Source organism: Actinosynnema sp. NPDC004786, assembly GCF_053601135.1.
Genome location: NZ_JBSGBG010000022.1, coordinates 66,914 through 89,602, shown reverse-complemented (window position 1 = coordinate 89,602; position 22,689 = coordinate 66,914). Strand labels below are relative to the sequence as shown.

Here is a 22,689-nt window from a genome sequence, read left to right as displayed (position 1 = left end):
CACCGGACCTCTTGCCGGTGCGGGCGGGCTCGGCGACGCTCGAACCGCGCCGAACGAGGGGTGCGGCGCGGCCCGGGGCGGGCACGGCGAGCGCCGTGCCCGCCGGTCGGTCAGAACCGCAGGTTGGTCAGGTACTCGTAACCGACGCGGGCGGTGGTGAGGGCGTCGCGCGGCTGGTCGTTCTCTACGATGTACTCGGTGACGTCCGCGGCCCGGAAGATCGCCGCGAAGTCGATCGTGCCCGTGCCGAGGTCGGCGAACGACCCGTCGGCCGCGCGGTCCTTCACGTGGAACTGCCGCACCCGCGGGAACTGCGACCGGTACACCTCGACGGGGTCCACGCCGCCGGTCACGGCCCAGTACAGGTCCAGCTCCAGGTGCACGTTGCGACGGGTCGTCCCGGACGTGATCACGTCGAACGGCCGGACGCCCTCCACGCGCGCGAACTCGTGCGCGTGGTTGTGGTAGCCGAGGTTGAGCCCGGCCCGTCGCAGCCTGTCCCCCGCCGCCTCCAGCCGGGCGGTGAACGCCCGCCACTCGGCCAGCGTCCCGTAATTCACCCACGGCACCACGACGTACTTGTTGCCGAGGGTGCGCGCGTCGGCGATGACCTGGTCGAGGTCGCCGTCGATGCCGACGTGGCTGGACGTGGCGCGCAGCCCGCACCGCCGCAGCACGGCGGCGAACTCGGCGGCGCTGCGCCCGTACGTGCCGGCCAGCTCGACCTTCCGGTAGCCGATGTCGGCCAGCGCGGACAGCACGGGCTCGGGCTCGTCGCCGATGAGGTCGCGCAGCGTGTAGAGCTGGATGCTGATCGACTCCCGGGGCACCCGGCGACGCGGTCGGCCGGGGCCCGCCCCGGTGGCCGACGCGGTGGCGGGCAGGGCGGCGGCCGCGCCGGCGGCGAGGGCGGTGCTGAGGAACGTGCGGCGGGACGGCATGGGTGACTCCTCGGTCATCGGGACAGCTCCTTGACGCGGATGTTGCGGAACCACACGTCGTCGCCGTCGCCGTGGTTCTGCAGGCCGATGTGCCCGCGGGTGAGGTCGCGCGCGGGGTCGGTGTTGGTGAAGTCGTTCACCAGCGCGCCGTTGAGGAAGACGCGGAGGCGTTGGCCGGACACCACGATCTCGTAGGTGTTCCACTCGCCCGGCGGTTTGAGCACCGCATCGCGCACGGGCAGGTTGGCCGACTGGAACGAGTAGATCGCGCCCGTGGTGCGGTCCGGCGCGTCCGTGGCGTCGATCTGCACCTCGTAGCCCTGGTTCACGGCCACCCACGGGTCCGCGCCGGGGTCGGGGAAGCCGACGAACAGGCCGGAGTTGTCGTCGCCCGCGACCTTCCAGTCGAACTTGAGGCGGTAGGCCGAGAACTCCTCCTCGAACCAGAGCAGCCCCATGCCGCCCTCGGTGCGCAGCGCGCAGTCGTCCTCGACGAACCGGCCGGGGCCGGCCTGGCGCCACCCGTCCGTGCCCGTGCCGTCGTAGAGGCTGCGGTAGCCGGGTTCGAGCCCGGCCGGCGGGCAGGCGGGGCCGAGCGGCCGGTAGCGCAGGTGCCTGACGGTGTCGACGTCGAACAGCGGGCGGTCGGCCGCGCCCTTGAACACCAGGTACAGGTCGCGCACGCCGGTCAGGCCGACCTGCTGGGGCGCCAGGTCGAGGTAGAGGTCCCAGCTCCCGGTGACCGGCACGGCCACCGGCTCGTGCACCAGCGGACCGGTCGGCGAGTCGGCGTGCGCCTCGATCGTGCCGCCGACGCCCGCGGACGACACCCGGTAGCCGAGGCCGGCGGTCCGCGACAGGTCCACCGCCGCGTACGACACCCAGTCGCCGTCGTGGATCTCGCCGACCCGCTTGCCGCCCTGGGCGGTCTCCCGGTCGTACACCGCGACGCCCTGCTGCGCGGTCAACGCCTCCGCGGGCACGTCGACGGCCTTGACCGTGCCCGGACCGCGGAACGTGATCGTGTCCAGGTCGAGCAACGCGCCGCGCCCACCGCGGAACACGAAGTACAGCCGGTGCGTGCCGCCCGGGTCGGTGACCGACGACGGCGGCAGGTCGGCGTAGGAGCGCCAGCCGCCGGTGCCGGCGACGCGGGTGCTGAGCACCAGCGGACCGGTCGGCGAGTCGAGGCGCGCCTCGATCGTGCCGCCCGCCGTGGCGGAGGAGACCCGGTAGCCGATGCCGGTCACGCCGGCCAGCGAGACGTCGTCGAACGCGATCCAGTCGCGGTCGTGGATGTTGCCGACCTGGCTGCCGCCCTGCGCCTCCGCGGCCCGGATGACCGTGGTGCCGCGTTGGGCGGTGTGCGACTCGGCGGGCGTGTGCCGCACCGGTTCCCAGGTGGGCGGGGGCGTGCCGGTGGTGAACCGGATCGCGTCCACGTCGAACAGGCTCCCGGAGCCGGTGAACACCAGGAACAGCCGGTGCGTGCCGCCCGGGTCGGTGATCGGCGAGGGCGCCAGCTCCACGTAGTTGTCCCAGCCGCCCGTGGACGGCACCGGCGCGCGCTGCACCAGCGGACCGGTCGGGGAGTCCACGCGCACCTCGATCGCGCCGCCGTTGCCGCCGGAGGACACGCGGTAGCCGATCGCCGTGACGCCGCCGAGGTTGACCGGGTCGAACGCGATCCAGTCGCCGTTGTCGAGGTAGCCGACGCGCTTGTCGCCCTCGGCGGAGCCGTTCTCGACCACCTGCACGCCCTGCATGGCGGTGAAGAACTCGGCCTGCTTGTGCTTGGGTTGCAGCACGACCTCGGCCTCGCCGGTGAGCGCGGGCGCGCCGGGCGCGCCGCCGCCGTCGGTGTAGGAGGCGTTGATGACGCCGAAGATGTTGGCCTCCATGCCGTGCCCGCCGTCGGACGGCGTGGCGATGACGCCCTCGCACCCGGTGGCGCGGCTGAGCGGGTGGCCGTGGCTGTCGTGGCCGAGGATGTACTCCACGGTCACCTTGGCGCAGTCGACCTGCCCGTCCTCCGGGTCGGTGACGGTCACCGAGAACGGCACCTGGTCGCCGAAGCTGAACACCCGGCCGTCGGCGGGCGCGTTCAGCACCACCACGGGCGCGGTGTTGCCGACGGTGACCACGACGCTCGCCGAGCCGACCAGGCCCGTGGGGTCGGTGACCGACAGCTTCGCGGTGAACCGGCCGGTCGCGGTGTAGGTGTGGGTGACCGGTCCGGCGGTGGTGGAGTCGGTGGCGCCGTCGCCGTCGAAGTCCCACGCGTAGGTCAACGGGTCGCCGTCCTCGTCGGCCGTGCCGCCGGGGTCGAACCGCACGGTGAGCGGCGCGGGTCCGGACGTCTTGTCCGCGGCCAGCTTGGCGACCGGGGTGTGTCGCCCCCTGGTGTAGTCGATGCGGTAGACCGCCGAGTCGGCCGCGCCGCCGAAGTAGCCGCTGCCGTAGTCCAGCACGTACAGCGAGCCGTCCGGGCCGAACTCCAGGTTCATCGGCCGGGTGAGCGTCATCGAGTCGAAGAACGGCGTGATCGCGCCGCGTTCGCCGGCCGGGCCGACGTCGATGGTCTTGATCCAGCCGCGGTCCCACTCGTAGGCGAAGGTCTTGCCGTCGAACGACTCCGGGAACTTCGTCGGGCTGTCCAGGTCGGGGTCGAAGTCGTAGGTGGGCCCGCCCATGGGCGACTCGCCGCCGGTGCCGAACTCGGGCACCGAACCGCCGTCGTAGCCGATCCAGGCGCGTTGCGCGGGCGGCAGGTCCACCAGCCCGGTGTTGTGGGGGCTGGTGTTCTTCGGCGCGGCGCAGTCGAAGGCCCCGCCGGAGGTGCCGGTGGCGAAGTCGTAGTCGATGTAGGGGGTGTTGTCGCCGACGCAGTAGGGCCAGCCGTAGTTGCCCGGTCCCTTGATCAGGTTGAACTCGACGCTGCCGCCGGGTCCGCGGGCGGGGTTGGCGGCGCCGGCGTCGGGGCCGTAGTCGCCGAGGTGGATCCAGCCGGTGGCCTTGTCGACGGCGAAGCGGAACGGGTTGCGGAAGCCCATGGCGTAGATCTCGGGCCGGGTCTTGTCGGTGCCGGGCGGGAACAGGTTGCCGTCCGGCACGGTGTAGGTGCCGTCGTCCCGGACCTTGATCCGCAGCACCTTGCCGCGCAGGTCGGCGGTGTTGGCCGAGGACCGCTGCGCGTCGAACGCCGGGTTGCGGTCGGCGCGCTCGTCGATCGGGGTGTAGCCGTCGCTGGCGAACGGGTTGGTGTCGTCGCCGGTGGACAGGTACAGGTTCCCGGCGGCGTCGAAGTCGATCTCGCCGCCGGCGTGGCAGCACAGGCCGCGGTCGGCGGGCACCTGGAGGATGCGCTGCTCGCTGGCCAGGTCGAGCACGCCGTCGGTGGTCAGCTTGAACCGGGACAGCTGGTTGTGGCCCCGGAACCGCGCGAAGTCCGCGGCGGCGCCGTTCTCCGGCGCGTCGCCCGCGGGCGTGTCGAGCGGTGGCGCGTAGTACAGGTAGAGCCAGCGGTTGTCGGCGAAGCCGGGGTCGACGGCCACGCCCTGCAACCCGTCCTCGTCGTGGTTGTAGACGGGCACGCGGCCGGCGAGCGTGGTGGTGGCCTCCGGCGTGGTCAGCCAGACCCGGCCGTCGCGCGAGGTGTGCACCACCTTGCGGTCCGGCAGCACGGCCAACGCGATGGGCTCGCCGGTCTTCTCCTCGCCGAGCGCGAGGGTGACCTGGTCGAAGTCGGCGTCGGTGGGCGGGGCGTCGGCGGGTTCGCAGTCGGCGGGCGCGACGCCGAGCGCGTACCGCAGGCCGCCGAGCAGGTGTTGGCGGAACGCGGGGTCGGCGTAGGACTCCTTGGTGTGCCCCATGCCCGTGTACCAGGAGCGGCCCTGGCCGGGGGTGTGGCACCAGGAGATCGGGTGGTCGCCGGACGGGTCGGTGGGCGTGTAGCTGGACTCGTCCAGCGCGGCCAGCACCTTGACCCGCGAGCGGGGGTTGGACCGGTAGCTGTACCACTCGTCGGTGCGGGTCCAGGTGTCCGGCAGGTGCGCGGTGGAGGGGTGGTCGTGATCCTCCACCTCGACGGCGGCGGGCTGGATGTTCGGGTGCGACTTGAAGTAGGAGCCGACCAGCTCGCCGTACCAGGGCCAGGAGTACTCGGTGTCGGCGGCGGCGTGCACGCCCGCGTAACCGCCCCCGCCCTCCACGAACCGCTGGAACGCCTGCTGCTGGGCGTCGTCGAGGACGTCGCCGGTGGTGGACAGCCAGACCACCGCGTCGAACCGGGCCAGGTTCGCGTCGGTGAACGCGCCCGCGTCCTCGGTCGCCTCGACGGTGAAGCCGTGGGCCGCGCCCAGTTCGGTGATCGCGGCGACGCCGTCGGGGATCGAGTCGTGCCGGAAGCCGGCGGTCTTGGAGAAGACGAGGAGGTGCTCGCCGTCCGGGTGCGCCGCCGCGGGCGTCGCCACCAGGGTCATCGCGCCGAGGGCGGCGGCGACGAGGGTCGGGAGGGCACGGGGTCGGCGGGTGGGTCGTGGTCGGGTTCCGGGGGAGCTGCGTGGACGTCGCACCGCTGTCTCCTCGTTCGCACAACGCTGGGCTTCGCGGACGGTGTTCTGTGGTCCAGCTCACAGGCTGGAACGCGAGCGCCATTCTGTTCAGAACGAACCGAAGTTGGCAATACTTTTGCTTGCCACCAACAAAAGTCGTGCACGAATGGCCGTAAGTGGGCCGAAAGGCGTGCACGGTGCGTCAACATCGTTCCGCCGATCGGCGGAGGGCGCGCGGGCGTGCGGACGTGTCGCCGCACGGGTGCGCCGCCGTGCGGCGGCCTGCCGCGCCGCCCCGGCCGAGCGCCGTCGCCGCGTCGTGCCCGCCGGCGGTGCGGCATGATGTCCGCGTGCGCGAGACGACGGCGGGCCAGTGACCGGCGGTTACCTGAAGGGCCGGATCCGACGCGAGGACATCATCACCGCCGCGGTCGCGGTCTACGGCGAAGCGGGGTACCACGGCTCCTCGCTGCGCGAGATCGCCAAGCGCGCCGGGATCACGCACGCGGGGCTGCTGTACTACTTCCCCACCAAGGAAGCGCTCCTCGCGGCCGTGCTGGAGCGCCGGGACGCGGAGGACGTCGAGCGCGAGCAGTTGAAGGCCGCGCCGGGGCTGGACGTGCTGCGCCACTTCCTCGCGCTGGCCGAGCACAACGTCCGCCACCCCGGCATCGTGGACCTCTACTCGCGGCTGGCCGCCGAGGCCGTCGCCGACGACCACCCGGCGCACGCCTACTTCGTCCGCCACTACCGGGCGGCGCGCGAGGCCGTGGTCGGCTCGTTCCACGCCCTCGCCGACCGGGGCGAGCTGCGCCCCGGCGTCGACCCGGCCACCGCGGCGCTGACGTTCATCGCGTTGATGGACGGCCTCCAGGTCCAGTGGCTCACCACGCCGGACGAGGTGGACCTGGTCGGCTCGCTGCGGTTCTACCTGGGCACGCTGCTCACGGTGCCGCTGGACTGACCGCGTGCGGGTCCCAGTCGACCGGCAGCGCCGGCGGCGGCTCGACCGTGCTGCCGACGTCCACCGCGCTCCCCCGCGCGATGGACTCCTCCATCGCGAGCATGGCGTCGAGCACGTGGTAGGCCAGCTCGCCGGACGCGCGGGCGGGCTCGCCGGCCCGCAGCGACCGGACCAGGTCCAGCACCCCCGTGCCGCGCGACGCGGTGTGCCCCTGCGGGGCGAGCGTCCGCGCGCCGTCGGGCAGGTGCAGCGCGGTGTCGCCGTCGAACCGGTTGGGGTCGGGCGGCACCACGGTGCCGAGCGTGCCCGAGACCTCCACGACCCCCGCGCGGGTCAACGCCGAGTCGAAGCTGAACACCGCCTGCGCGGAGCCGCCGCGGGCGAACTCGACCAGCGCCGTGACCGTGGTCTGCACGGTCACCGGGAACTCGACGCCCGCCCTCGGCCCGGACCCGATCACCCGGGTGTCGCGGGCCCGGTCGCCGGTGGCGGTGACCCGGCGGATCGGGCCGAACAGGTGCACCAGGCCGGTCAGGTAGTACGGACCCATGTCGAGCAGCGGCCCGCCGCCCGCCTGGAACAGGAACTCCGGCGCGGGGTGCCAGCTCTCCGGGCCCGGCGTCTGGAACAGGGCCAGGGCGGTGCGCGGCTCGCCGATCAGCCCGGCGTCCACCGCCCGCCGCGCGGTCTGCCACCCCGCGCCGAGCACGGTGTCGGGCGCGCACGCCACCCGCAGCCCCCGCCGGTCGGCCAGGTCGAGCAGCGCGCGGGCGCCGGCCCGGTCCAGCGCGAGCGGCTTCTCCGACCACACGTGCTTGCCCGCCTCCAGCGCGGCCAGGCCGACGTCCACGTGCGCGGCGGGCACGGTCAGGTTGACCACCACCTCGATCGCCGGGTCGGCGAGCAGTTCGTCCACCCGGCACGCGCGCGGCACGCCGTGCCGGGCCGCCCGCGCCGCGGCCCGCTCCGGGTCGAGGTCCGCGACGGCCAGCACCCGCACGTCCGGGAAGGCGGTGAGGTTGCGCAGGTACTCGTCGCTGATGACGCCCGTGCCGACGACCCCGACGCCGACCGGCGCGCTCACGCCTCGACCTCGGCGAGGAACGCGCGGCTCGCGGCGATCCCGTCGAACACGTCGCCGTCGTAGGCGTCGAACTCGACCACGCGCAACGCGTCCGGCGCGGCGGCCAGCACCTCGGCCACGGGCACCCGCCCCCGACCGGCCGGCACCTGTCCCGACCCGTCGCGCGCGAGACCGCCGTCCTTGACGTGGAGCGCGTGCACGCGGTCGCCGAGGCGGCGCAGCAGCGCGGGCGCGTCCTCGCCGCCGACCGTCGCCCAGTACGTGTCCACCTCCAGCACCACCTCCGGGTCGAGTTGGTCGGCCAGCACCTCGAACGCGCTGCGGCCGTCGATCCGGGACGCCAGCTCCCACCAGTGGTTGTGGTAGCCGACGCGGACGCCGTGCCCGGCGGCGACCTCGGCCGCGGCGTTCAGCGCGGCGGCGGTGGCGGCGACGTCCGCCGGGTCGCGCCACTTCTCCTCGCCCACGTAGGGGTCGATGACGACCTCGATGCCGCACTCGGCCGCGGCGGCGAAGACGGCGTGCTGGTCGGCCCCCAGGAGCCGGGCGTGCGCGGTCGGCGCGGTGAGGCCGTGGTCGGGCAGGGCGGTGCGGAGCACCTCGGCGTTCTCGACCACGCCGTAGGGCTCGACGCGGGTGAAGCCGATGGCGGCGAGTCGCCGGAGGGTGTCGACGGGGTCGGCGGCGAACGCGTCGCGGACCGAGTAGAGCTGCACGGACGTTCTGGTCATCCCGGCTCCTGACGTCTGCGTTGACTTGTGGAAGCGCTCCCACAATTTCTACCACTTGGTAGAAATTCGCACCAGAGCCGTTGGGGTGGATCGAAAGAACGAGCGGTCCGACGTCCGTCGCGGTGTGATGGGGCGGGTGCCGTGAGCGCTTCGGGGGAGGCGCCGACCGTCCGCCGGCGCGGACGGGCGCGCACCGGAGGGGGGAAGATGATCAACGCCAAGAAGCTGTCCGGGGCGGTCCTGGCCGTCGTGCTCCACGGCCCCGGGCTGGTCGACCCGAGCGCCTTCGGCGTCACCGCGGCCGAGGAGCCGGCGAGCCGCGGGTACGTCGTGGTGTCGATCGACCACCCCGGCGAGACGGTCCTGGTGGACCTGCCGAGCGGGCCGCGCCCGATCGGGCTGCCCGGGGTTCCCCCACACCGGCCGGCGGCGATCGCCGCCCGGCTCGCGGACGTGGATTTGGTGCTCGACGCGCTGGAGGTGCTGGCGGCGGGCGGCAACCCGGACGCGGGGGGCCGCGCGCTCCCGACGGGTCTCGGCCGCGCGCCGGACCTGCGCCGGGCGGGCGCGTACGGCCACGGGCTCGGCGGCACGATCGCCGCCGAGGCGATGCACCGAGGACCGCCGGATCGACGCGTCCCGGCGCACGGTCGACACCGACACGGCCGGGTCGATCGTGCCGACCGGGGCGGCGAGCCGCCCTAGGTGGTGTCGTTCTTCGACCGCCACCTGCGCTGAGCGGCGGGGGCCGGCACCGGCAGCGACGGCCTCACCGGATCGGCGGTAGCCCGCCCGACCCACACGACCGTGTGGCAGGCGGTCCCCGTTCGCGTGGGCCTGCTTGAACCGACTCCCGCGGTGGAGGACTTTCGCCTCGTCCGTGGTTCGCGCGAGGGCCACCGAACCGCAGGAGCGGCCTGATGACCGACACCGGCACCTTCCGCAGGACCGTCCGGGCGCCCACGCCCGGCGTCGCCGACCTGCCCGGGCTGCCGCCGGGCGCGCTGCCCGGCCTGGCCCGCGCGCTGCGGAGCCGCCTGGTCGACGCGGTGACCCGCACCGGCGGCCACCTCGGGCCGAACCTGGGCGTGGTCGAGGTGACCTTGGCGCTGCACCGGGTGTTCCGCTCGCCGCGGGACCGGATCGTGTTCGACACCGGCCACCAGTCGTACGTGCACAAGATGCTCACCGGGCGCGCGGACGCGTTCGCCGACCTGCGCCGCGAGGGCGGCCTGTCCGGCTACCCGTGCCGGGCGGAGTCCCCGCACGACCTGGTGGAGAACTCGCACGCGTCGACGGCGCTGTCCTACGCGGACGGCCTGGCGCGGGCGGCCCGGTTGCGCGGCGAGCACGACCGGCACGTGGTGGCGGTCGTCGGCGACGGCGCGCTGACCGGCGGCATGGCGTGGGAGGCGTTGAACAACCTCGGCGGCGTGGACCACCCGGTGGTCGTGGTGCTCAACGACAACGGCCGGTCCTACGCGCCGACCGCGGGCGCGGTGGGCGGGCACCTGGCCGCGTTGCGCGCGGGCGGTGGCGCGACCGTGTTCGACCACTTCGGGCTGCGCTACCTCGGCCCGGTCGACGGGCACGACGTGCGCCGGGTGGAGGAGGCGCTGGTCGCGGCGAAGGCGTTGCGGCGGCCCGTGGTCGTGCACTGCGTGACCGAGAAGGGCAAGGGCCATCCCCCGGCGGAGCAGGACCCGGTCGACCGCCTGCACGCCGTGCCCCCGCCGTCGTCGCCGCGCGGACCGGGGTGGACGTCGGTGTTCGGGCAGCACCTGCTGGTGCTCGGCGACCGGCACCCGGACCTGGTGTGCCTGACCGCGGCCATGCTGCACCAGACCGGGCTGACCGCGTTCGCCGAGGCGTTCCCCGACCGGGTGCTGGACACCGGGATCGCCGAGCAGCACGCGGTGACGTGCGCGGCGGGGCTGGCCATGGGCGGGCTGCGGCCGTTGGTGGCGGTGTACTCGACGTTCCTGACCCGGGCGGTGGACCAGGTGCTGATGGACGTGGCGCTGCACCGCCTGCCGGTCACGCTGGTGCTCGACCGGGCCGGGGTGACCGGCGAGGACGGGCCGAGCCACCACGGCGCCTGGGACCTGGCGCTGCTGCGCGTCGTGCCCGGCCTGCGGGTGGCCGCGCCGCGCGACGGCACGCGGCTGCGCGAGCTGCTGGACGAGGCGGTCGCCGACGACGGGCCGACCGCGGTCCGCTTCCCGAAGGGCGCGCTCGGCGGCGACGTCGCCGCGGTGGACCGGCTCGGCGGGGTGGACGTGCTGCACCGCCCGTCCCGCCGGGACGTGCTGCTGGTGGCGGTCGGCGTGCTGGCGGCGGACGGGGTGGCCGCCGCCGTGTCGCTGGCGGGCGAGGGCGTCGGCGTGACCGTGTGCGACCCGCGCTGGGTGACGCCGGTCGACCCGGCGGTGGTGGCGCTGGCCGCCGAGCACCGGGTGGTGGTGTGCGTCGAGGACGGCGTGCGCCGCGGCGGGGTCGGCGAGGCCGTGGCGGCGGCGCTGCGGGACGCCGGGCTGAGCCGCCGGCTGCGGGTGCTGGGCCTGCCCGCCGACTTCCTGCCGCACGGGTCGCGCGGCGACATCCTGCGCATGCACGACCTCGACGCGGCCGGCATCGCCCGCACGGTGGCCCGCTTCCTGTGAGCCGGCCGGTCAGCGGAGGCCGGCGAACACCCTCGTCAGGTGGCGTTCGACCACCGGCAGCACCTCGGCCACCGCGACCGGGCGGCCCAGCTCGGCGGCCAGCGACGTGACGCCGGCGTCCTCGATGCCGCACGGCACGATCCGGTCGAACGCGGTCAGGTCCGGGTCGCAGTTGAGGCCGAACCCGTGCAGGCTCGTGCACCGCTCGATGCGCACGCCGATCGCCGCGATCTTGCGGTGCTGCCCGTGCGCGCGGGCGGCCGACGGCGGCACGTCCGGCGCGGGCGGCCGGTCGCCGAGCACCCACACGCCGCTGCGGCCGGCCAGCCGGGCGGTCTCGACGCCGAACTCGGCGCACGTGCCGATCAGCGCGTCCTCGATCCGGCGGACGTGGCCGACCGAGTCGAGCGGCACCGGCAGCTTCACCACGGGGTAGCCGACGAGCTGGCCGGGTCCGTGCCAGGTGATCTCGCCGCCGCGGTCCACGGTCAGCACGGCGACGTCGTCGGCCGGCAGGGCGGTGGGCCTGGTGCGCTTGCCCGCCGTGTAGACGGGCAGGTGCTCCTGGAGCACGCAGACGTCGCCGATCTCGTCGGCGACGCGGGCGGCGTGCAGCCGCCGCTGCTCGGCGTACCCCCGGTCGTACGGCACGGCGTCCGGGCCGAAGCCCGCGTGCACGAAGCGCAGCGCACCGTCGGTCACGGTCCCGAGTCTAGGCACGCAGGTCGGCGACGGCGCGGGCGGTCGTCACGACCCGGCCGACCGTCAGCACCACCTGCCCGTCGACCTCGGACCGCCCCGTCAGCGCCACCGTGTCGTCCCGGGCGTCCAGGACGCGCACCGAGTGCCGCACCACGCACCCCGGCGTGACGGGCCGGTGGAACGCCACGTCCGCGACCGCGCCGAGGACGAACACCCGGTCGGGCCGCGGCCGGTCCCAGGACGCCAGCAGCACCGCCGCCTGGCACCACGACTCGACCAGCAACGTCGAGGGGTAGTCGCCGGGACCGTCCGCGTAGCAGGGTTCGTTGGCGGTGACGGCCTTGAGCGCGGTCAACGACTCCCCCGGCGCCACCTCCGCCACGCGGTCCACCAGCAGCAGCGGGTAGCGGTGCGGCAGCAGCCGCAGGACGTCGCTCACGACGCCACGTCCTCGTACCGGAGCCTGACCCGCGCGACCACGCCCTCGGCGTCGCTCACCACCGCCGCGCACCGCCCGGCGTCACGGGTCAGCCGGACCGTCAACTCGGCGCCGGGGAACACCGGGCGCGCGAAGCGGGCCGACTCGATGCCGGCCAACCGCGTCCCCGGCACGGCCGCGACCCGGTCCACCAGGGCCACGACGGACAGGCCGGGCAGCACCGGCAGGCCCGGGAAGTGGCCCGCGAACACGGGGTCGTCGGCCGCGACCGCCACCCGGGCCACCACGGTGTCCCCGGACCGCTCCACCACCTCCACGCGCGGGTCGGCGAGCACGGGTCAGCCCTCGCCCAGCACGCCGAAGCCGGCCGTCACGTCCGGCCACACCAGGGTGGCCGCGCCCCAGGTCAGGCCGCCGCCGAAGGCGACCGTCAGCACCCGGTCGCCCGGCTTCAGCCGACCGGCCGCGGCGGCGTCGGCGAGCAGGACGGGGATCGAGGCGGCGGCCGTGTTGCCCACGGCGTCGAGGTCCGACAGCACCCTCGCCCCGTCGATGCCCAGCCGGTGCGCGACCGCGTCGCAGATGCGGCGGTTCGCCTGGTGCGGGGCGAGGTGGTCGACGTCGTCCGGCCCGAGGCCGGCGCGGGCCAGCGCCTCCAGCCCGACCTCCGACATCCGCTCCACCGCGTGCCGGAACACCTCCTTGCCGCTCATCCTGAAGTGGTCCTCGCCCGCGGGCACCTGGATGAGGTCCGCGCCCCTGCCGTCGCTGCCGAGCACGCACGGGCCGATACCCCCTTCGCCCTCGCCGACGACGACCGCGCCCGCGCCGTCGCCGAAGATCACCGCCGTGCCGCGGTCGTGCGGGTCGAGGATGGTGGAGAACGTCTCGGCGGCGATCAGCAGCACCGTCCGGGCCGCGCCGCTCGCGATCAGCCCGACCGCGTTCGCCAGGCCGTACAGGAACCCGGTGCACACGGCGGCCACGTCGTGCGCGGGCACGCCGACCTGGCCCAGCCGGGCGGCCACGTCCGGCGCGACGGCCGGGCACGTCCGGTCCGGGGTGGTCGTGGCCACGATCACCGCGTCCACAGTGGACGTCCCGGCGGAGCGCAGCGCCCGCGCGCCCGCGTCCGCGGCCAGGTCCGAGGTCGTCGTGCCGGGCTCGACCCACCGCCGCGCGCCGATGCCGGTGCGCGACCGGATCCACTGGTCGGAGGTGTCCAGCCGGGCGGCCAGGTCGTCGTTGGTGACGATCCGGGGCGGCAGGCTCGCGCCCACGCCGAGGATCGCCGCACCGCGGTAGGTCATCGTGCCCCCTTCACGCCCGGGCGATGGCGAGCACCGCGTTCTGGCCGCCGAACCCGAACGAGTTGCTCACCGCCAGGTCGATCGCGCGCGGCACGGCGGTGGTCGCCACGTCGAGGTCCAGCCGCGGGTCGAGGGTGTCGAGGTTCGCGGTCGGCGGCACCACGCCCCGCTCCACGGCCAGCACGGAGAACACCGCCTCCGCCGCCCCGGCCGCGCCCATCATGTGCCCGGTCACGCCCTTGGTCGAGGTCACCAGCGGCCGCGAGGGCAGCAACTCGGCCAGCACCCGGCCCTCCACCAGGTCGTTGAGCTGCGTGGACGTGCCGTGCGCGTTGACGTGCTGCACGTCGCCGGGGGCAGCGCCCGCGTCCGCCAGCGCCGCGCGCAGGGCCGCGACCACGCCCCGGCCCTCGGGGTGCGGGTTGGTGATGTGGTGGGCGTCGGCCGACGCGCCGTACCCGACGACCCGCGCCCGGACCCGCCGCCCGTCGGCCCGCGCGTCCTCCGCGCGCCGCAGCACCAGCACCGCCGCGCCCTCGGCCGCGACGAACCCGTCCCGGTCCGCGTCGAACGGCCGCGACGCCGTCGCCGGGTCGGCCCGCCGCGAGAGCGCGCCCATCCGGGCGAACCCCGCCATGGTCAACGGGGTGAGCAGCGCGTCCACCCCGCCCGCCAGCACCACGTCGCACCGCCGCGCGGCGAGCAGGTCGCAGGCCACGCCGATCGCGGTCGCCCCGGACGCGCACGCGGTCGAGACGACGAGGTTCTGGCCCCGGAAGCCGAACTCCATCGCGAGCTGCCCGGCGACCATGTTCGGCAGGTGCATCGGCAGCAGCAGCGGCGACACCCCGGTCGGCCCCTCGGCGAGCAGCACGCCGTGCTGCCGCTCGAACGTCTCGCCGCCGCCCGCCGACGTGCCCATCACCACGCCGACGCGGGCCGCGTCCCACGTCCCGGTGTCCTCCTCGGCGACGGCCTCGCGCGCGGCGACCAGCGCCAGCCGGGCGAACCGGTCGAGCCTGACCGCGCGCCGCGCGCCCAGCAGCGCGTCGGCGTCGAAGTCGGGGACGCGGCACGAGATCGTCACCTCGTGGCCCGCCAGCACCGGGTCGTGCGCGGCGGTCGGGCGACCCGCCAGCACGGCCTCCCACCCGGCCTCCACGCCGACGCCGCCGGGCGTGACCAGGCCCATCCCGGTGACCGCGATGTCGAGCCCGCTCACCCCCGCGTCCCGGCCCGCTCCTCCATCAGCGCGACGATGTCGCCGACGGTCTCCATGTCGAACAGCTCGTCGTCGCTGATGTGCAGGTCGTGCTCCTTGCCGAGCACCATCGACAGCTCCACGAAGGCCAGCGAGTCCAGGTCCAGGTCGTCCTTCGTGGCGTCGGGCGTGATCTGCTCCGGCGCGACCTTCAGCGTGTCGACGAGGATCTTCTTCAACGTCTCGTACACGGTCTCTCCTCGTTCACCCCGGGTTCCCTCCCCCCGCCATCGAACCCCATGGGCCGGCCCGACGGCCAACCAGGACGACGCGCGGCCCACCCGACTTCGCGGGAGGGCGGCACGGCGGAGGTGCCGGTGCGCCGCTACGACACCCGGCGGTCGTGCGCGCGGCCGTGGGGAGCAACTTCCCCGGCTCGTGGCGCACGGTGACCGCCGGCCGGTTCCCCGGTGATCGGTCCGGGTACCCCGCCGCCATGAGGTGGCGCATCGGTGTGGCGGCGGGGGTGCTGGTCGCGGTCGCGGCGCTGGTCGCGGCGGTGTTGGTGGTGCCGAGGTTCCTCACCGGCGCCGACACCGTCGACCGCAGCCAGCCGGCGCTCTTGCAGTCGCTGCGCGACCTGAGCCAGTACCACGCCGCGGCGGGCGAGTTCCAGGTCGTGCTCGACATCGAGCGGGACGTCCGGTACGTGCCCTCGGCGTTGGCCGGGCACCGGACGCTGTTCGTGGCGGCCGGGACGGTGAACGCCTACGTGGACTTCGGCGGGCTGGCCGAGGACGCGTTGCGGGTGTCGCCGACCACCGCCTCCGGCGAGGCCCGGAAGGTGCGGCTGGCGCTGCCGCGGGCCGCGCTGGACAAGCCGAACCTCGACCAGGAGCGGTGCTACGTGTTCGCGCAGGAACGGGGGCTGCTCGACCGGCTCGCGTCGCTGGTGGAGACGCAGGACCAGCAGCCGTTCTACGTGGCGGCGGAGCAGAAGATCGCGGACGCGGCGCGGGAGTCCGGGCTCGTGCAGCGGGCCGACGACAACACCCGCAAGATGCTGACCGGCATGTTCGGCGCGCTCGGGTACCAGGTCGAGTTCGAGGACGTCGACTGACCACCCGCGCGTGGCGCAGGTCACGGTGTCGGGCTGTCACACGGCGGAGGCGGGCGGTGCCTCATGGCCGACAGCCGACAGCGACAGAACGGAAGCGCCATCGTGAGCAAGATCTGGTTCGTCACGGGTTCCTCGCGCGGTCTCGGCCGCCGGTTCGTGGAGGCCGCCCTGTCCCGCGGTGACCGGGTCGCCGCGACCGCCCGGAAGGTGGACGGCTTCGACGACCTCGTGGGCGGGTACGGCGACGCCGTGCTGCCGCTCGAACTGGACGTCACCGACCGGGACGCGGTCTTCGCGTGCGTGGCCCGGGCGAAGGAGCACTTCGGCCGCCTCGACGTGGTCGTGAACAACGCGGGCTACGCCCAGGTCGGGGCGGTGGAGGAGCTGACCGAGCGGCAGTTCCGCGACCAGGTGGAGACCAACCTGTTCGGCGCGGTGTGGGTCGTCCAGGCCGTGCTGCCCCACCTGCGCGAGCAGGGTTCCGGGCACATCGTCCAGCTCTCGTCGGTCGCGGGCGTCGTCGCGATGCCGCTCGGCGGCGCGTACCACGCCTCCAAGTGGGCGCTCGAAGGGCTGAACGAGGCCCTGGCCCGCGAGGTCGCCGACTTCGGGGTCAAGGTGACCGTGATCGAGCCCGGCGGGTTCGCCACCCGGGACGGCCGCAACCCGGAACCGCTCGCCAACGGCTTCCAGGCCGAGCCCAACCCGGCCTACGACGCCCACCGGCGGCGCATGGCGGGGTTCGGGGCGAGCATGCCCGCGGGCGACCCGGCCGCGGCGGCGCGGGCGCTGCTCAAGCTCGTGGACGCCGAGAACCCGCCGCTGCGCGTGCTGTTCGGCCAGGGCTTCCACGAGCTGATCGAGCAGACCTACGCGGACCGGCTCAGGACCTGGGCCGACTGGCGCGACCTGTCGGTCGAGTCGCACGGTTCGGCCGCGCGGTGACGTGCCGTGCCCGACCGGGGCAGCCCCCGGACGGGCACGGCACGCCGTCGGGATCAGCGCGACAGCGCCGACGCGGCGCGGGCCGCGTCGGCCAGGTCCTCGACCGACCGGTGGTCCCGCGCGCCCGCGTCGCCGAAGCCCCGGGCGGCGAACGCCGGCCCGTCGTTGACGCAGCCGGGGACGTCGGCGACGGAGTAGCAGTTGTCCGGCCGGTTGCCGGTCACCTCGGCCCCGTTGACCAGCGCGACGCGGCCGCTCAGCGTGTGGATGCCGCCGCCCTTGGCCGGGAGCGGGTAGTAGCCGCCGCCGGGCTCGCCCGCGTCGTTGTCGGCGACGGTCGTGCCGTCGAGGGTGAGGGTGTCGTAGAAGACGCTGAGCCCGCCGCCGCTGCCGCCGAAGCCGGCCCAGCCCAAGTACCCGTTCGGGTGCGCGACGCCGCCGTCGCCGCCGCGGCCGGCCCGGTTGCCGGTGATCTTGCTCCCGGTGACGACCGGGCGCAGCGGCGTGCCCTGGCTGCTCGCCACCGCCACACCGCCGCCCGTGCCGCCGCTGCCGCCGTCCCCGCCGCCACCGCCGTCGGGTCCGCCGGAGCCGCCCGCCGCGCCGTCCGCGGCCACGTTGCCGCTGATGGTGGTGTCGGTGATGCGCAGGACCGCGCCGCTGGTGACGTCCACGCCGCCGCCGAAGCCGCCCGAGCCGCCCCGCGCGCCCGGCTCGCGCCCGGCGCCGTTGCCGCCGCGACCGCCGGGGCCGGTGGCGTTGTCGGTGATCACGCTGCCGGTGATGGTCAGCGGGATCGAGTAGGAGTGGTAGGAGGAGATCGCGCCGCCGAAGCCGCCGAGCCCGCCGCGGCCGGCCCTCGTGGTGGCGGTGGCGTCCGCGCCCGGCGCGCCCGCGCCGGCCCGGTTGCCGGTGAGCACGCTGCCGGTGACGGTCAGCGGTCCCCAGTTCTCGATCGCGCCGCCGGACTCGCCGGGGTTGCCCTCGCCGTAGGAGTTGACGCCCACCCCGTCCGGCGCGTGGCCGCCGGTGAGGGTGAGCCGTTCCAGGGTCAGGTCGCCCCAGTTGGAGATCAGCCGGAACCGCGGCGCGTCCTGGGCGCGGGCGATGGTGGCCCCGTTGCCGCGGACCGTGAGCGTGCCCCTGATCGTGGGCAGGCCCTCGTGCCCGCCGGGCACGGCCGGTGCGGTGAGCGTGTAGACGCAGCCGGGCGCCAGGGACAGCGTGTCCGGCGCGGTGGAGGCGCTTGCCGCGGCCACCGCGGCGACCAGCGCGGCCGGGTCGCAGGGCACGTCGGTGTCGGCGGCGTGCGCGGGCGGCGCGGACAGGACCAGCGCCCCCAGCGTGGTCGCCGCCGCGAAGGTCGGGACGACGGATAAGCGCCGGCGTCGGGCGCGTGCGGGAGTCGGGACGAAGTCGGACAAAGAGGCCACCCCCCGTGGCTCGGATCTTGTGCGACGTGCCCGGCGAGCCTATCGGCGCGGGCGCGTCCGGCCACGATCTTTTTCGGCCCCGTATGCTGCGGGCACGATGAGGCGCAAGCTCCGGCCGCCGCTCGACCAGCGCCACGGCCTCGACCCGGCACGGCTGCGGCTGCCCGACGACGGCCCGTGGGCGACCGTGCGCGACCACCTGGTCGACCGCCTGCCGAAGGTCGCGCCCGAGCGGATCGACTCGATGCTGGCCGAGGGCCGCGTCTACGACCTCTCCGGGCCGATCGCGCCCGACGCGGCGTTCGTCCCCGGCTCCTCGGTGTGGTTCCACCGGGACCTGCCCGACGAGGTCGCGGTGCCGTTCGAGATCCGCGTCGTGCACCGCGACGACGCCATCGTGGTGGTCGACAAGCCGCACTTCCTGGCCACGATCCCGCGCGGCCGGCACGTGGTCGAGACCGCGCTCGTCCGGCTGCGCCGCGACCTCGGCCTGCCCGCGCTGAGCCCGGCGCACCGGCTCGACCGCGTGACCGCCGGGCTCGTCATGTTCGTGGTCGACCCGCGCCTGCGCGGCAGGTACCAGACGTTGTTCAAGGACCGCGCGGTGCGCAAGGAGTACGAGGCCATCGCGCCGCACGACCCGGCGCTGACCCTGCCCGCGCGGGTCAGCAGCCGGATCGTCAAGGTCAAGGGCGTGATCACGGCGCAGGAGGTGCCCGGCCCGCCCAACGCCGAGACGCTGGTGGAGCTGGTCGAGCACCGCGACGGGTGGGGCCGGTACCGGCTGGTGCCCGAGACCGGCCGCACGCACCAGCTCCGCCTGCACATGGCCTCGCTCGGCGTGCCGATCCGCAACGACGACTTCTACCCCGTGCTGCGGGAGAAGCCGCTGGACGACTTCACCGACCCGTTGCAGCTGCTGGCGAAGGTGCTCGAGTTCACCGACCCGGTGACCGGCGAGCACCGCCGCTTCACCAGCGGTCTCGCGCTCGACCTCTAGCCCAGGTAGCCGAGCATCTGCGCGATCTGCGCGGTGCGGGAGTTGAAGATCCGCTCCGCCAGGTCCTTCGCCTGCGGGTTGACCCCGCCCTCCTTCTCGAGCTTCGCCATCGCCACCGCGTTGTGCTGGTGGCCGATGAGCAGGTTCAGGAACGCCTTCTCGAAGTCGCCGGGCGCGGTCGCGCGGAGTTCCGCGATGGCCTCCGGGCTGGTCGAGTGGTCGCCGCCGTGCCCGGCGTGCAGCTGCGGGTCGTCACCGGCCGTCTCGGGCTGCTCCCACTCCGCGAGCCACTTGGTCATCGAGTCCACTTCGGACAGCTGGGTGACCTCGATGGCCGCCGCGAGCGTCTTCACCTCCGCGCGCACCGGCCGGTCCTTGGCCAGGGCCACGATCTCCAGCCCGGTCCGGTGGTGCGGCACGGACATCTGCAGGAACATCACGTCGGTCTCGTTGAACTCGTCGGTCTCCACGACCGTCGACACCGGCGGCGGGGTCGCCGTGGGGGCGGAGCCGCAGCCGACGAGCACGAGCATTCCGGCCACCAGGGCCGCGAGGCGTCGCAAGGTCGTCCTCCTTCGCCGGACGGCCCGTCCGCGCCGTCACAGGGCCGGCGCGGACGGGCCGCTTCCTGTCGGACCGCGTCAGCGGGTCAGAGCCGCTGCCACAGGGACGCGGTGTTCGGCGGCTCCCAGCCCACGAGGGACGTGTGGGCCTGGATGCACCGGTAGCTCACCCCGCCGTAGGTCACCTGCGAGCCGACCGAGTACGCGGTGTTGGGCGCCCACGTGCCGCCCACCGGGGGCGCGGTCGTGGTCGTCGTGGGCCGCGTGGTGGTGGTCGGCGGCGTGGTCGTGGTGGTCGGCGTGCCGCCACCGGAGCCGACCTGGAGGTCGACGCACGAGTAGAACGCCATGGGCGTGTCGGCGATGTTCCAGACGGCCAGCAGCTTGATCCGGCCGGTGCGACCGCCGAGGCTCACGTTGTGCGTCACGGTGGCCGCGGGCTGCCGGCCGCCGTCGTTGAACTCGGCGATCTTGGTGCCGCCGACGAAGTACTGCCACGTGGTGGTGGCGTGCCGGGCCGTGAGCGTCCAGTTGAACGTCACGTTGTTGCCGACCGACGTGGCGGGCCACGCCTTGCTGTCGTCGTTGAGCTGGGCGAACTGGCTCAACCCGGCGTGGCAGTTGTACTGGCCCTTGGGCCCTTCCACGCTCTGCGGCTCGTAGACGATGGGCCCGCAGTTCGAGACCCGGCCCTGCGCGCACATCGCCTGCCGGCTGGGCGGCGACGAGATGTAGCCGTGCGCGCTCGCCGTCCCCGCCGACATCACGACGAAGAACGGGGTGATGCCCACGGCGGCCAGCGCCACCGCGAGCTTGCGTTTCAGGCTCATGTGTCCAGCTCCTTCGGAGGAGACCCGGAGGTCTCCCAGGCAGGGTCCATTTCCGCGGCGGCCGGAACACGCGGTGGGTGACGAACCGGGGACGGTCCGTCACGCAACGCGACGTGGTCTAGACCATAATCGGCAACGTCATCCGGGTCAAGGATCTGAACCGACCGGTCCAGCGGGCCGTGACCCCAACTGTGAACGTGGACGGCGTGCGCGGTCTTCCGGGCGTGCCCTGGGAGATCGCCGGCGTCGACTCGCCCGGTCCGACCGGTGCCATCCGGCGCGGGGTTGGCCGACACTGGTCCGCATGGACGAGCACAAGGTCATCTCGGGCGACGGCCGCGTGGTGTGGGCGGCCGAGCTGGGGCGCGGGGAGCCGCTGGTGCTGTGCCACGGCGAGCCCGGGCCGTGGGACGTGTTCGACGGGCTCGCCGAGCTGCTGGCCAACCGGGTGCGGGTGATCCGCTGGGGCCGGTCCGAGCGCGGGGAGCCGTACACCACGGCCCACGCCCTGGCCGACCTCGACGCGGTCCTGGTCCACTTCGGACTGGCGCGGACGGCGCTGCTGGGCCACTCGCGGGGCGCGGAGGTGGCGCTGCGCTACGCGCTGGACCACCCGGACCGGGTGTCGTCGCTGGTCTACGTCTCCGGCGCGGGCCTCGGGCACGACGGGCGCCCGCGCGCCGGCGCCGCCGGACCGGGCGACGGGCCCGCGGCCGACGGGGTGGTGCGGGAGGGCGCGACCCGGCGGTGGGGCGCGGACCTGGCCGGCCCGGTGACGGCCCGGCGGCGCTCCGAGGAGCCGGCCGCGCCGCGGTTCGGCGTGACGGAGGAGGCCGACGCCGGGTCGCGCGGGCCGTGGGAGGCGGAGCTGGTGGCCCGCTGCCGGGACCTGGCCGTGCCGACGCTGATCGTGGACGGCGCGGCGGACCCGCGGCCCCGCCGGGCGGTGGACCCGCTCGCCGACGCGCTGCCGGACGTGGCGCGGGTCGTGCTGCCCGGCGCGGGCCACGTGCCGTGGGTCGGGTCGCCGGGGTCGTTCGGGTGGGCCGTGCTCGCGCACCTCGCCCGGTGACGCGGACGGGGGCCGCGCCGCGCGCGACCCCCGTCCGGCGGCTCAGCAGTACAGGTTGTTGCCCGCGGGCACGCCGAGGATGCCGACGAACCGCTGGTAGGCGTCCACCCGGCTTTGGACCTGGGCGGGGTTGCGCCCGCCGCACTCCAGCGACCCGTTGATGCTGCGGATCGTCTCGCCGAAGCCGTACCCGTTGACCATCGCGTTGTGCGGGGTCATGGTGCCCGGGCCGGACTGGGTGTTCCAGTACCAGAGGGCGGTCTTCCAGGCCACCGAGGCGTCGTTCTGCACGAGCCACGGGTTGGTCAGCAGCGGCAGGCCGAGCGCGTCGCCCGCCGCCTTGTAGTTGAAGTTCCAGCTGAGCTGGATCGGACCGCGACCGTAGTAGGCCGCCTGGCCGGCGGGGCAGCCGTAGGGCTGGCCCGCGTCGCAGTAGTGGGGGTAGTTGGCCTGGTTCTGCTCCACGATGTGCACCAGGCCGCCGGTCTCGTGGTTGGCGTTGGCCAGGAACGCCGCCGCCTCCTGCTTGCGCACGGTGTCGCTGCCGGTCTTGGCGAAGCCGGGGTACGCGCTCAGCGCGGCGGTGAGCCCGGCGTAGGTGTAGAACGGGTTCCGGTTCGGGAACATCTGCCGGAACTGCGCCTCGCTCACCACGAAACCGCCCGTCGCCGGCGGGTTGGTCGTGGTGGTCGGCGTCGAGCCGCAGGTGTAGGGCTCCCAGTACCAGGTGCTGATGGTCGGGTCGTAGCCCGGGTTGTCGTGCTCGGCGATGTAGAACCTGCCGTCGGTGTAGCGCACGATGCTGCCGGCGGGGTACCACTGCCCCTGCACCCACGCCGGGTGGTCGCAGGACGACGGCGGGGGCGTGGTGCCGCCGCCGCAGACGCCCTGGTCGGCCCAGACGGCGGCCGAGCCGGGGGTCTCGTTCTGGGTCCACCACTTGGCCTGCCAGTTGCGCCCGGCGTGCGACGCCGTCATGCCGCCGGTGTAGACGGCCGACGGGGACCACGCGGACGCGCAGGCGGCCGCGGCGGCGGTGTTGGCCACCGCGACGGTCAGCGCCGCCCCGACCACGAAGGCGGCGATCGCCGCCACTACGCGGAATCTCGACACAAGATCACTCTTTCCGTTCGAGCGC

General features: G+C 74.6%; 21 protein-coding genes. 7 read left to right on the top strand and 14 right to left on the bottom strand.

Annotation, left to right across the window (positions count from 1 at the left end; translation table 11 throughout):
* Window positions 1-110: 110 nt before the first annotated feature.
* Window positions 111-959 (bottom strand): sugar phosphate isomerase/epimerase family protein, encoded by an 849-nt coding sequence (locus tag ACWEFJ_RS21155; protein ID WP_378094812.1) that lies wholly within the window; start codon window positions 957-959, stop codon window positions 111-113.
* Entirely contained in the window at window positions 956-5,422 is a 4,467-nt protein-coding gene (locus ACWEFJ_RS21150; protein WP_449714768.1) for a carbohydrate-binding protein, read from the bottom strand. The genes ACWEFJ_RS21155 and ACWEFJ_RS21150 overlap by 4 nt, the downstream gene beginning before the upstream one ends.
* A 445-nt stretch (window positions 5,423-5,867) precedes the next feature.
* On the opposite strand from ACWEFJ_RS21150, the gene ACWEFJ_RS21145 reads away from it, so the two are divergent.
* A complete protein-coding gene (locus ACWEFJ_RS21145) occupies window positions 5,868-6,458 on the top strand; it encodes a TetR/AcrR family transcriptional regulator (RefSeq protein WP_378094809.1) in 591 nt (196 codons plus the stop codon).
* Here ACWEFJ_RS21145 and ACWEFJ_RS21140 read toward each other — a convergent pair.
* Complete coding sequence (locus tag ACWEFJ_RS21140) at window positions 6,439-7,542, bottom strand: Gfo/Idh/MocA family protein (RefSeq protein WP_449714767.1); 1,104 nt, start codon at window positions 7,540-7,542, stop codon at window positions 6,439-6,441. The two genes, ACWEFJ_RS21145 and ACWEFJ_RS21140, sit on opposite strands and share 20 nt — an antisense overlap.
* Window positions 7,539-8,273 (bottom strand): sugar phosphate isomerase/epimerase family protein, encoded by a 735-nt coding sequence (locus ACWEFJ_RS21135; protein WP_378094805.1) that lies wholly within the window; start codon window positions 8,271-8,273, stop codon window positions 7,539-7,541. Before ACWEFJ_RS21135 ends, ACWEFJ_RS21140 begins: the two co-directional genes overlap by 4 nt.
* A 207-nt stretch (window positions 8,274-8,480) precedes the next feature.
* On the opposite strand from ACWEFJ_RS21135, the gene ACWEFJ_RS21130 reads away from it, so the two are divergent.
* Window positions 8,481-8,978: a hypothetical protein gene (locus ACWEFJ_RS21130; protein WP_449714766.1), complete on the top strand. Its 498-nt coding sequence runs from the start codon at window positions 8,481-8,483 to the stop codon at window positions 8,976-8,978.
* A gap of 215 nt (window positions 8,979-9,193) precedes the next feature.
* Window positions 9,194-10,936 carry a 1-deoxy-D-xylulose-5-phosphate synthase gene (locus ACWEFJ_RS21125; protein WP_449714765.1) on the top strand — a complete coding sequence of 581 codons (1,743 nt, stop codon included), beginning with the start codon at window positions 9,194-9,196 and terminating at the stop codon, window positions 10,934-10,936.
* 9 nt (window positions 10,937-10,945) lie between these two features.
* On the opposite strand, the gene lipB is transcribed toward ACWEFJ_RS21125, so the two are convergent.
* The 6 genes from lipB to ACWEFJ_RS21095 are packed head-to-tail and all read right to left on the bottom strand — an operon-like array spanning window position 10,946 to window position 14,839.
* A complete protein-coding gene (gene lipB, locus ACWEFJ_RS21120; protein ID WP_449714764.1) occupies window positions 10,946-11,638 on the bottom strand; it encodes a lipoyl(octanoyl) transferase LipB in 693 nt (230 codons plus the stop codon).
* A gap of 10 nt (window positions 11,639-11,648) precedes the next feature.
* Window positions 11,649-12,077 (bottom strand): 3-hydroxyacyl-ACP dehydratase FabZ family protein, encoded by a 429-nt coding sequence (locus tag ACWEFJ_RS21115; protein WP_378094795.1) that lies wholly within the window; start codon window positions 12,075-12,077, stop codon window positions 11,649-11,651.
* Complete coding sequence (locus ACWEFJ_RS21110) at window positions 12,074-12,412, bottom strand: hypothetical protein (protein WP_378094793.1); 339 nt, start codon at window positions 12,410-12,412, stop codon at window positions 12,074-12,076. Before ACWEFJ_RS21110 ends, ACWEFJ_RS21115 begins: the two co-directional genes overlap by 4 nt.
* A gap of 3 nt (window positions 12,413-12,415) precedes the next feature.
* Entirely contained in the window at window positions 12,416-13,387 is a 972-nt protein-coding gene (locus ACWEFJ_RS21105; protein ID WP_449714763.1) for a beta-ketoacyl-ACP synthase III, read from the bottom strand.
* A 10-nt stretch (window positions 13,388-13,397) separates the two neighbouring features.
* The gene (locus ACWEFJ_RS21100) at window positions 13,398-14,609 is read right to left on the bottom strand and encodes a beta-ketoacyl-[acyl-carrier-protein] synthase family protein (RefSeq protein ID WP_449714762.1); all 1,212 of its coding nucleotides are present in this window, start codon (window positions 14,607-14,609) and stop codon (window positions 13,398-13,400) included.
* The gene (locus tag ACWEFJ_RS21095) at window positions 14,606-14,839 is read right to left on the bottom strand and encodes an acyl carrier protein (protein ID WP_378094787.1); all 234 of its coding nucleotides are present in this window, start codon (window positions 14,837-14,839) and stop codon (window positions 14,606-14,608) included. The genes ACWEFJ_RS21100 and ACWEFJ_RS21095 overlap by 4 nt, the downstream gene beginning before the upstream one ends.
* 245 nt (window positions 14,840-15,084) lie before the next feature.
* Here ACWEFJ_RS21095 and ACWEFJ_RS21090 point away from each other — a divergent pair, with 245 nt between their 5' ends.
* Together ACWEFJ_RS21090 and ACWEFJ_RS21085 are read left to right on the top strand one after the other, a co-directional pair.
* Window positions 15,085-15,708: a DUF4230 domain-containing protein gene (locus tag ACWEFJ_RS21090; RefSeq protein WP_449714761.1), complete on the top strand. Its 624-nt coding sequence runs from the start codon at window positions 15,085-15,087 to the stop codon at window positions 15,706-15,708.
* A gap of 102 nt (window positions 15,709-15,810) precedes the next feature.
* Window positions 15,811-16,653 carry an SDR family NAD(P)-dependent oxidoreductase gene (locus ACWEFJ_RS21085; RefSeq protein WP_449714760.1) on the top strand — a complete coding sequence of 281 codons (843 nt, stop codon included), beginning with the start codon at window positions 15,811-15,813 and terminating at the stop codon, window positions 16,651-16,653.
* Window positions 16,654-16,706: 53 nt separating this feature from the next.
* Here ACWEFJ_RS21085 and ACWEFJ_RS21080 read toward each other — a convergent pair whose 3' ends face one another.
* Entirely contained in the window at window positions 16,707-18,086 is a 1,380-nt protein-coding gene (locus tag ACWEFJ_RS21080) for a hypothetical protein (protein ID WP_449714759.1), read from the bottom strand.
* A gap of 97 nt (window positions 18,087-18,183) precedes the next feature.
* On the opposite strand from ACWEFJ_RS21080, the gene ACWEFJ_RS21075 reads away from it, so the two are divergent.
* The gene (locus ACWEFJ_RS21075) at window positions 18,184-19,086 is read left to right on the top strand and encodes an RluA family pseudouridine synthase (RefSeq protein ID WP_378094779.1); all 903 of its coding nucleotides are present in this window, start codon (window positions 18,184-18,186) and stop codon (window positions 19,084-19,086) included.
* Here the strand turns inward: ACWEFJ_RS21075 and ACWEFJ_RS21070 are convergent.
* Together ACWEFJ_RS21070 and ACWEFJ_RS21065 are read right to left on the bottom strand one after the other, a co-directional pair.
* On the bottom strand, window positions 19,083-19,649 hold the full coding sequence (locus ACWEFJ_RS21070) for a DUF305 domain-containing protein (protein WP_378094777.1): 567 nt from the start codon (window positions 19,647-19,649) through the stop codon (window positions 19,083-19,085). The genes ACWEFJ_RS21075 and ACWEFJ_RS21070 overlap by 4 nt on opposite strands.
* Window positions 19,650-19,735: 86 nt before the next feature.
* On the bottom strand, window positions 19,736-20,479 hold the full coding sequence (locus ACWEFJ_RS21065; RefSeq protein WP_378092731.1) for a lytic polysaccharide monooxygenase: 744 nt from the start codon (window positions 20,477-20,479) through the stop codon (window positions 19,736-19,738).
* 304 nt (window positions 20,480-20,783) lie between these two features.
* Here ACWEFJ_RS21065 and ACWEFJ_RS21060 point away from each other — a divergent pair, with 304 nt between their 5' ends.
* Window positions 20,784-21,551, top strand: coding sequence for an alpha/beta fold hydrolase (locus tag ACWEFJ_RS21060; protein ID WP_449714758.1), 768 nt, complete (start codon window positions 20,784-20,786; stop codon window positions 21,549-21,551).
* Window positions 21,552-21,593: 42 nt separating this feature from the next.
* Here the strand turns inward: ACWEFJ_RS21060 and ACWEFJ_RS21055 are convergent, their stop codons facing one another.
* The gene (locus ACWEFJ_RS21055) at window positions 21,594-22,646 is read right to left on the bottom strand and encodes a glycoside hydrolase family 19 protein (RefSeq protein WP_378097417.1); all 1,053 of its coding nucleotides are present in this window, start codon (window positions 22,644-22,646) and stop codon (window positions 21,594-21,596) included.
* Between the last annotated feature and the right edge of the window lie 43 nt (window positions 22,647-22,689).

What these genes read in the sequence shown, in the direction of transcription:
- ACWEFJ_RS21155 (WP_378094812.1), bottom strand. Translation starts at nt 959, where the DNA reads ATGACCGAGGAGTCACCCATGCCGTCCCGCCGCACGTTCCTCAGCACC.
- ACWEFJ_RS21150 (WP_449714768.1), bottom strand. Translation starts at nt 5,422, where the DNA reads ATGACCCTGGTGGCGACGCCCGCGGCGGCGCACCCGGACGGCGAGCAC.
- ACWEFJ_RS21135 (WP_378094805.1), bottom strand. Translation starts at nt 8,273, where the DNA reads ATGACCAGAACGTCCGTGCAGCTCTACTCGGTCCGCGACGCGTTCGCC.
- ACWEFJ_RS21130 (WP_449714766.1), top strand. Translation starts at nt 8,481, where the DNA reads ATGATCAACGCCAAGAAGCTGTCCGGGGCGGTCCTGGCCGTCGTGCTC.
- ACWEFJ_RS21125 (WP_449714765.1), top strand. Translation starts at nt 9,194, where the DNA reads ATGACCGACACCGGCACCTTCCGCAGGACCGTCCGGGCGCCCACGCCC.
- ACWEFJ_RS21105 (WP_449714763.1), bottom strand. Translation starts at nt 13,387, where the DNA reads ATGACCTACCGCGGTGCGGCGATCCTCGGCGTGGGCGCGAGCCTGCCG.
- ACWEFJ_RS21090 (WP_449714761.1), top strand. Translation starts at nt 15,085, where the DNA reads ATGAGGTGGCGCATCGGTGTGGCGGCGGGGGTGCTGGTCGCGGTCGCG.
- ACWEFJ_RS21075 (WP_378094779.1), top strand. Translation starts at nt 18,184, where the DNA reads ATGAGGCGCAAGCTCCGGCCGCCGCTCGACCAGCGCCACGGCCTCGAC.
- ACWEFJ_RS21065 (WP_378092731.1), bottom strand. Translation starts at nt 20,479, where the DNA reads ATGAGCCTGAAACGCAAGCTCGCGGTGGCGCTGGCCGCCGTGGGCATC.
- ACWEFJ_RS21060 (WP_449714758.1), top strand. Translation starts at nt 20,784, where the DNA reads ATGGACGAGCACAAGGTCATCTCGGGCGACGGCCGCGTGGTGTGGGCG.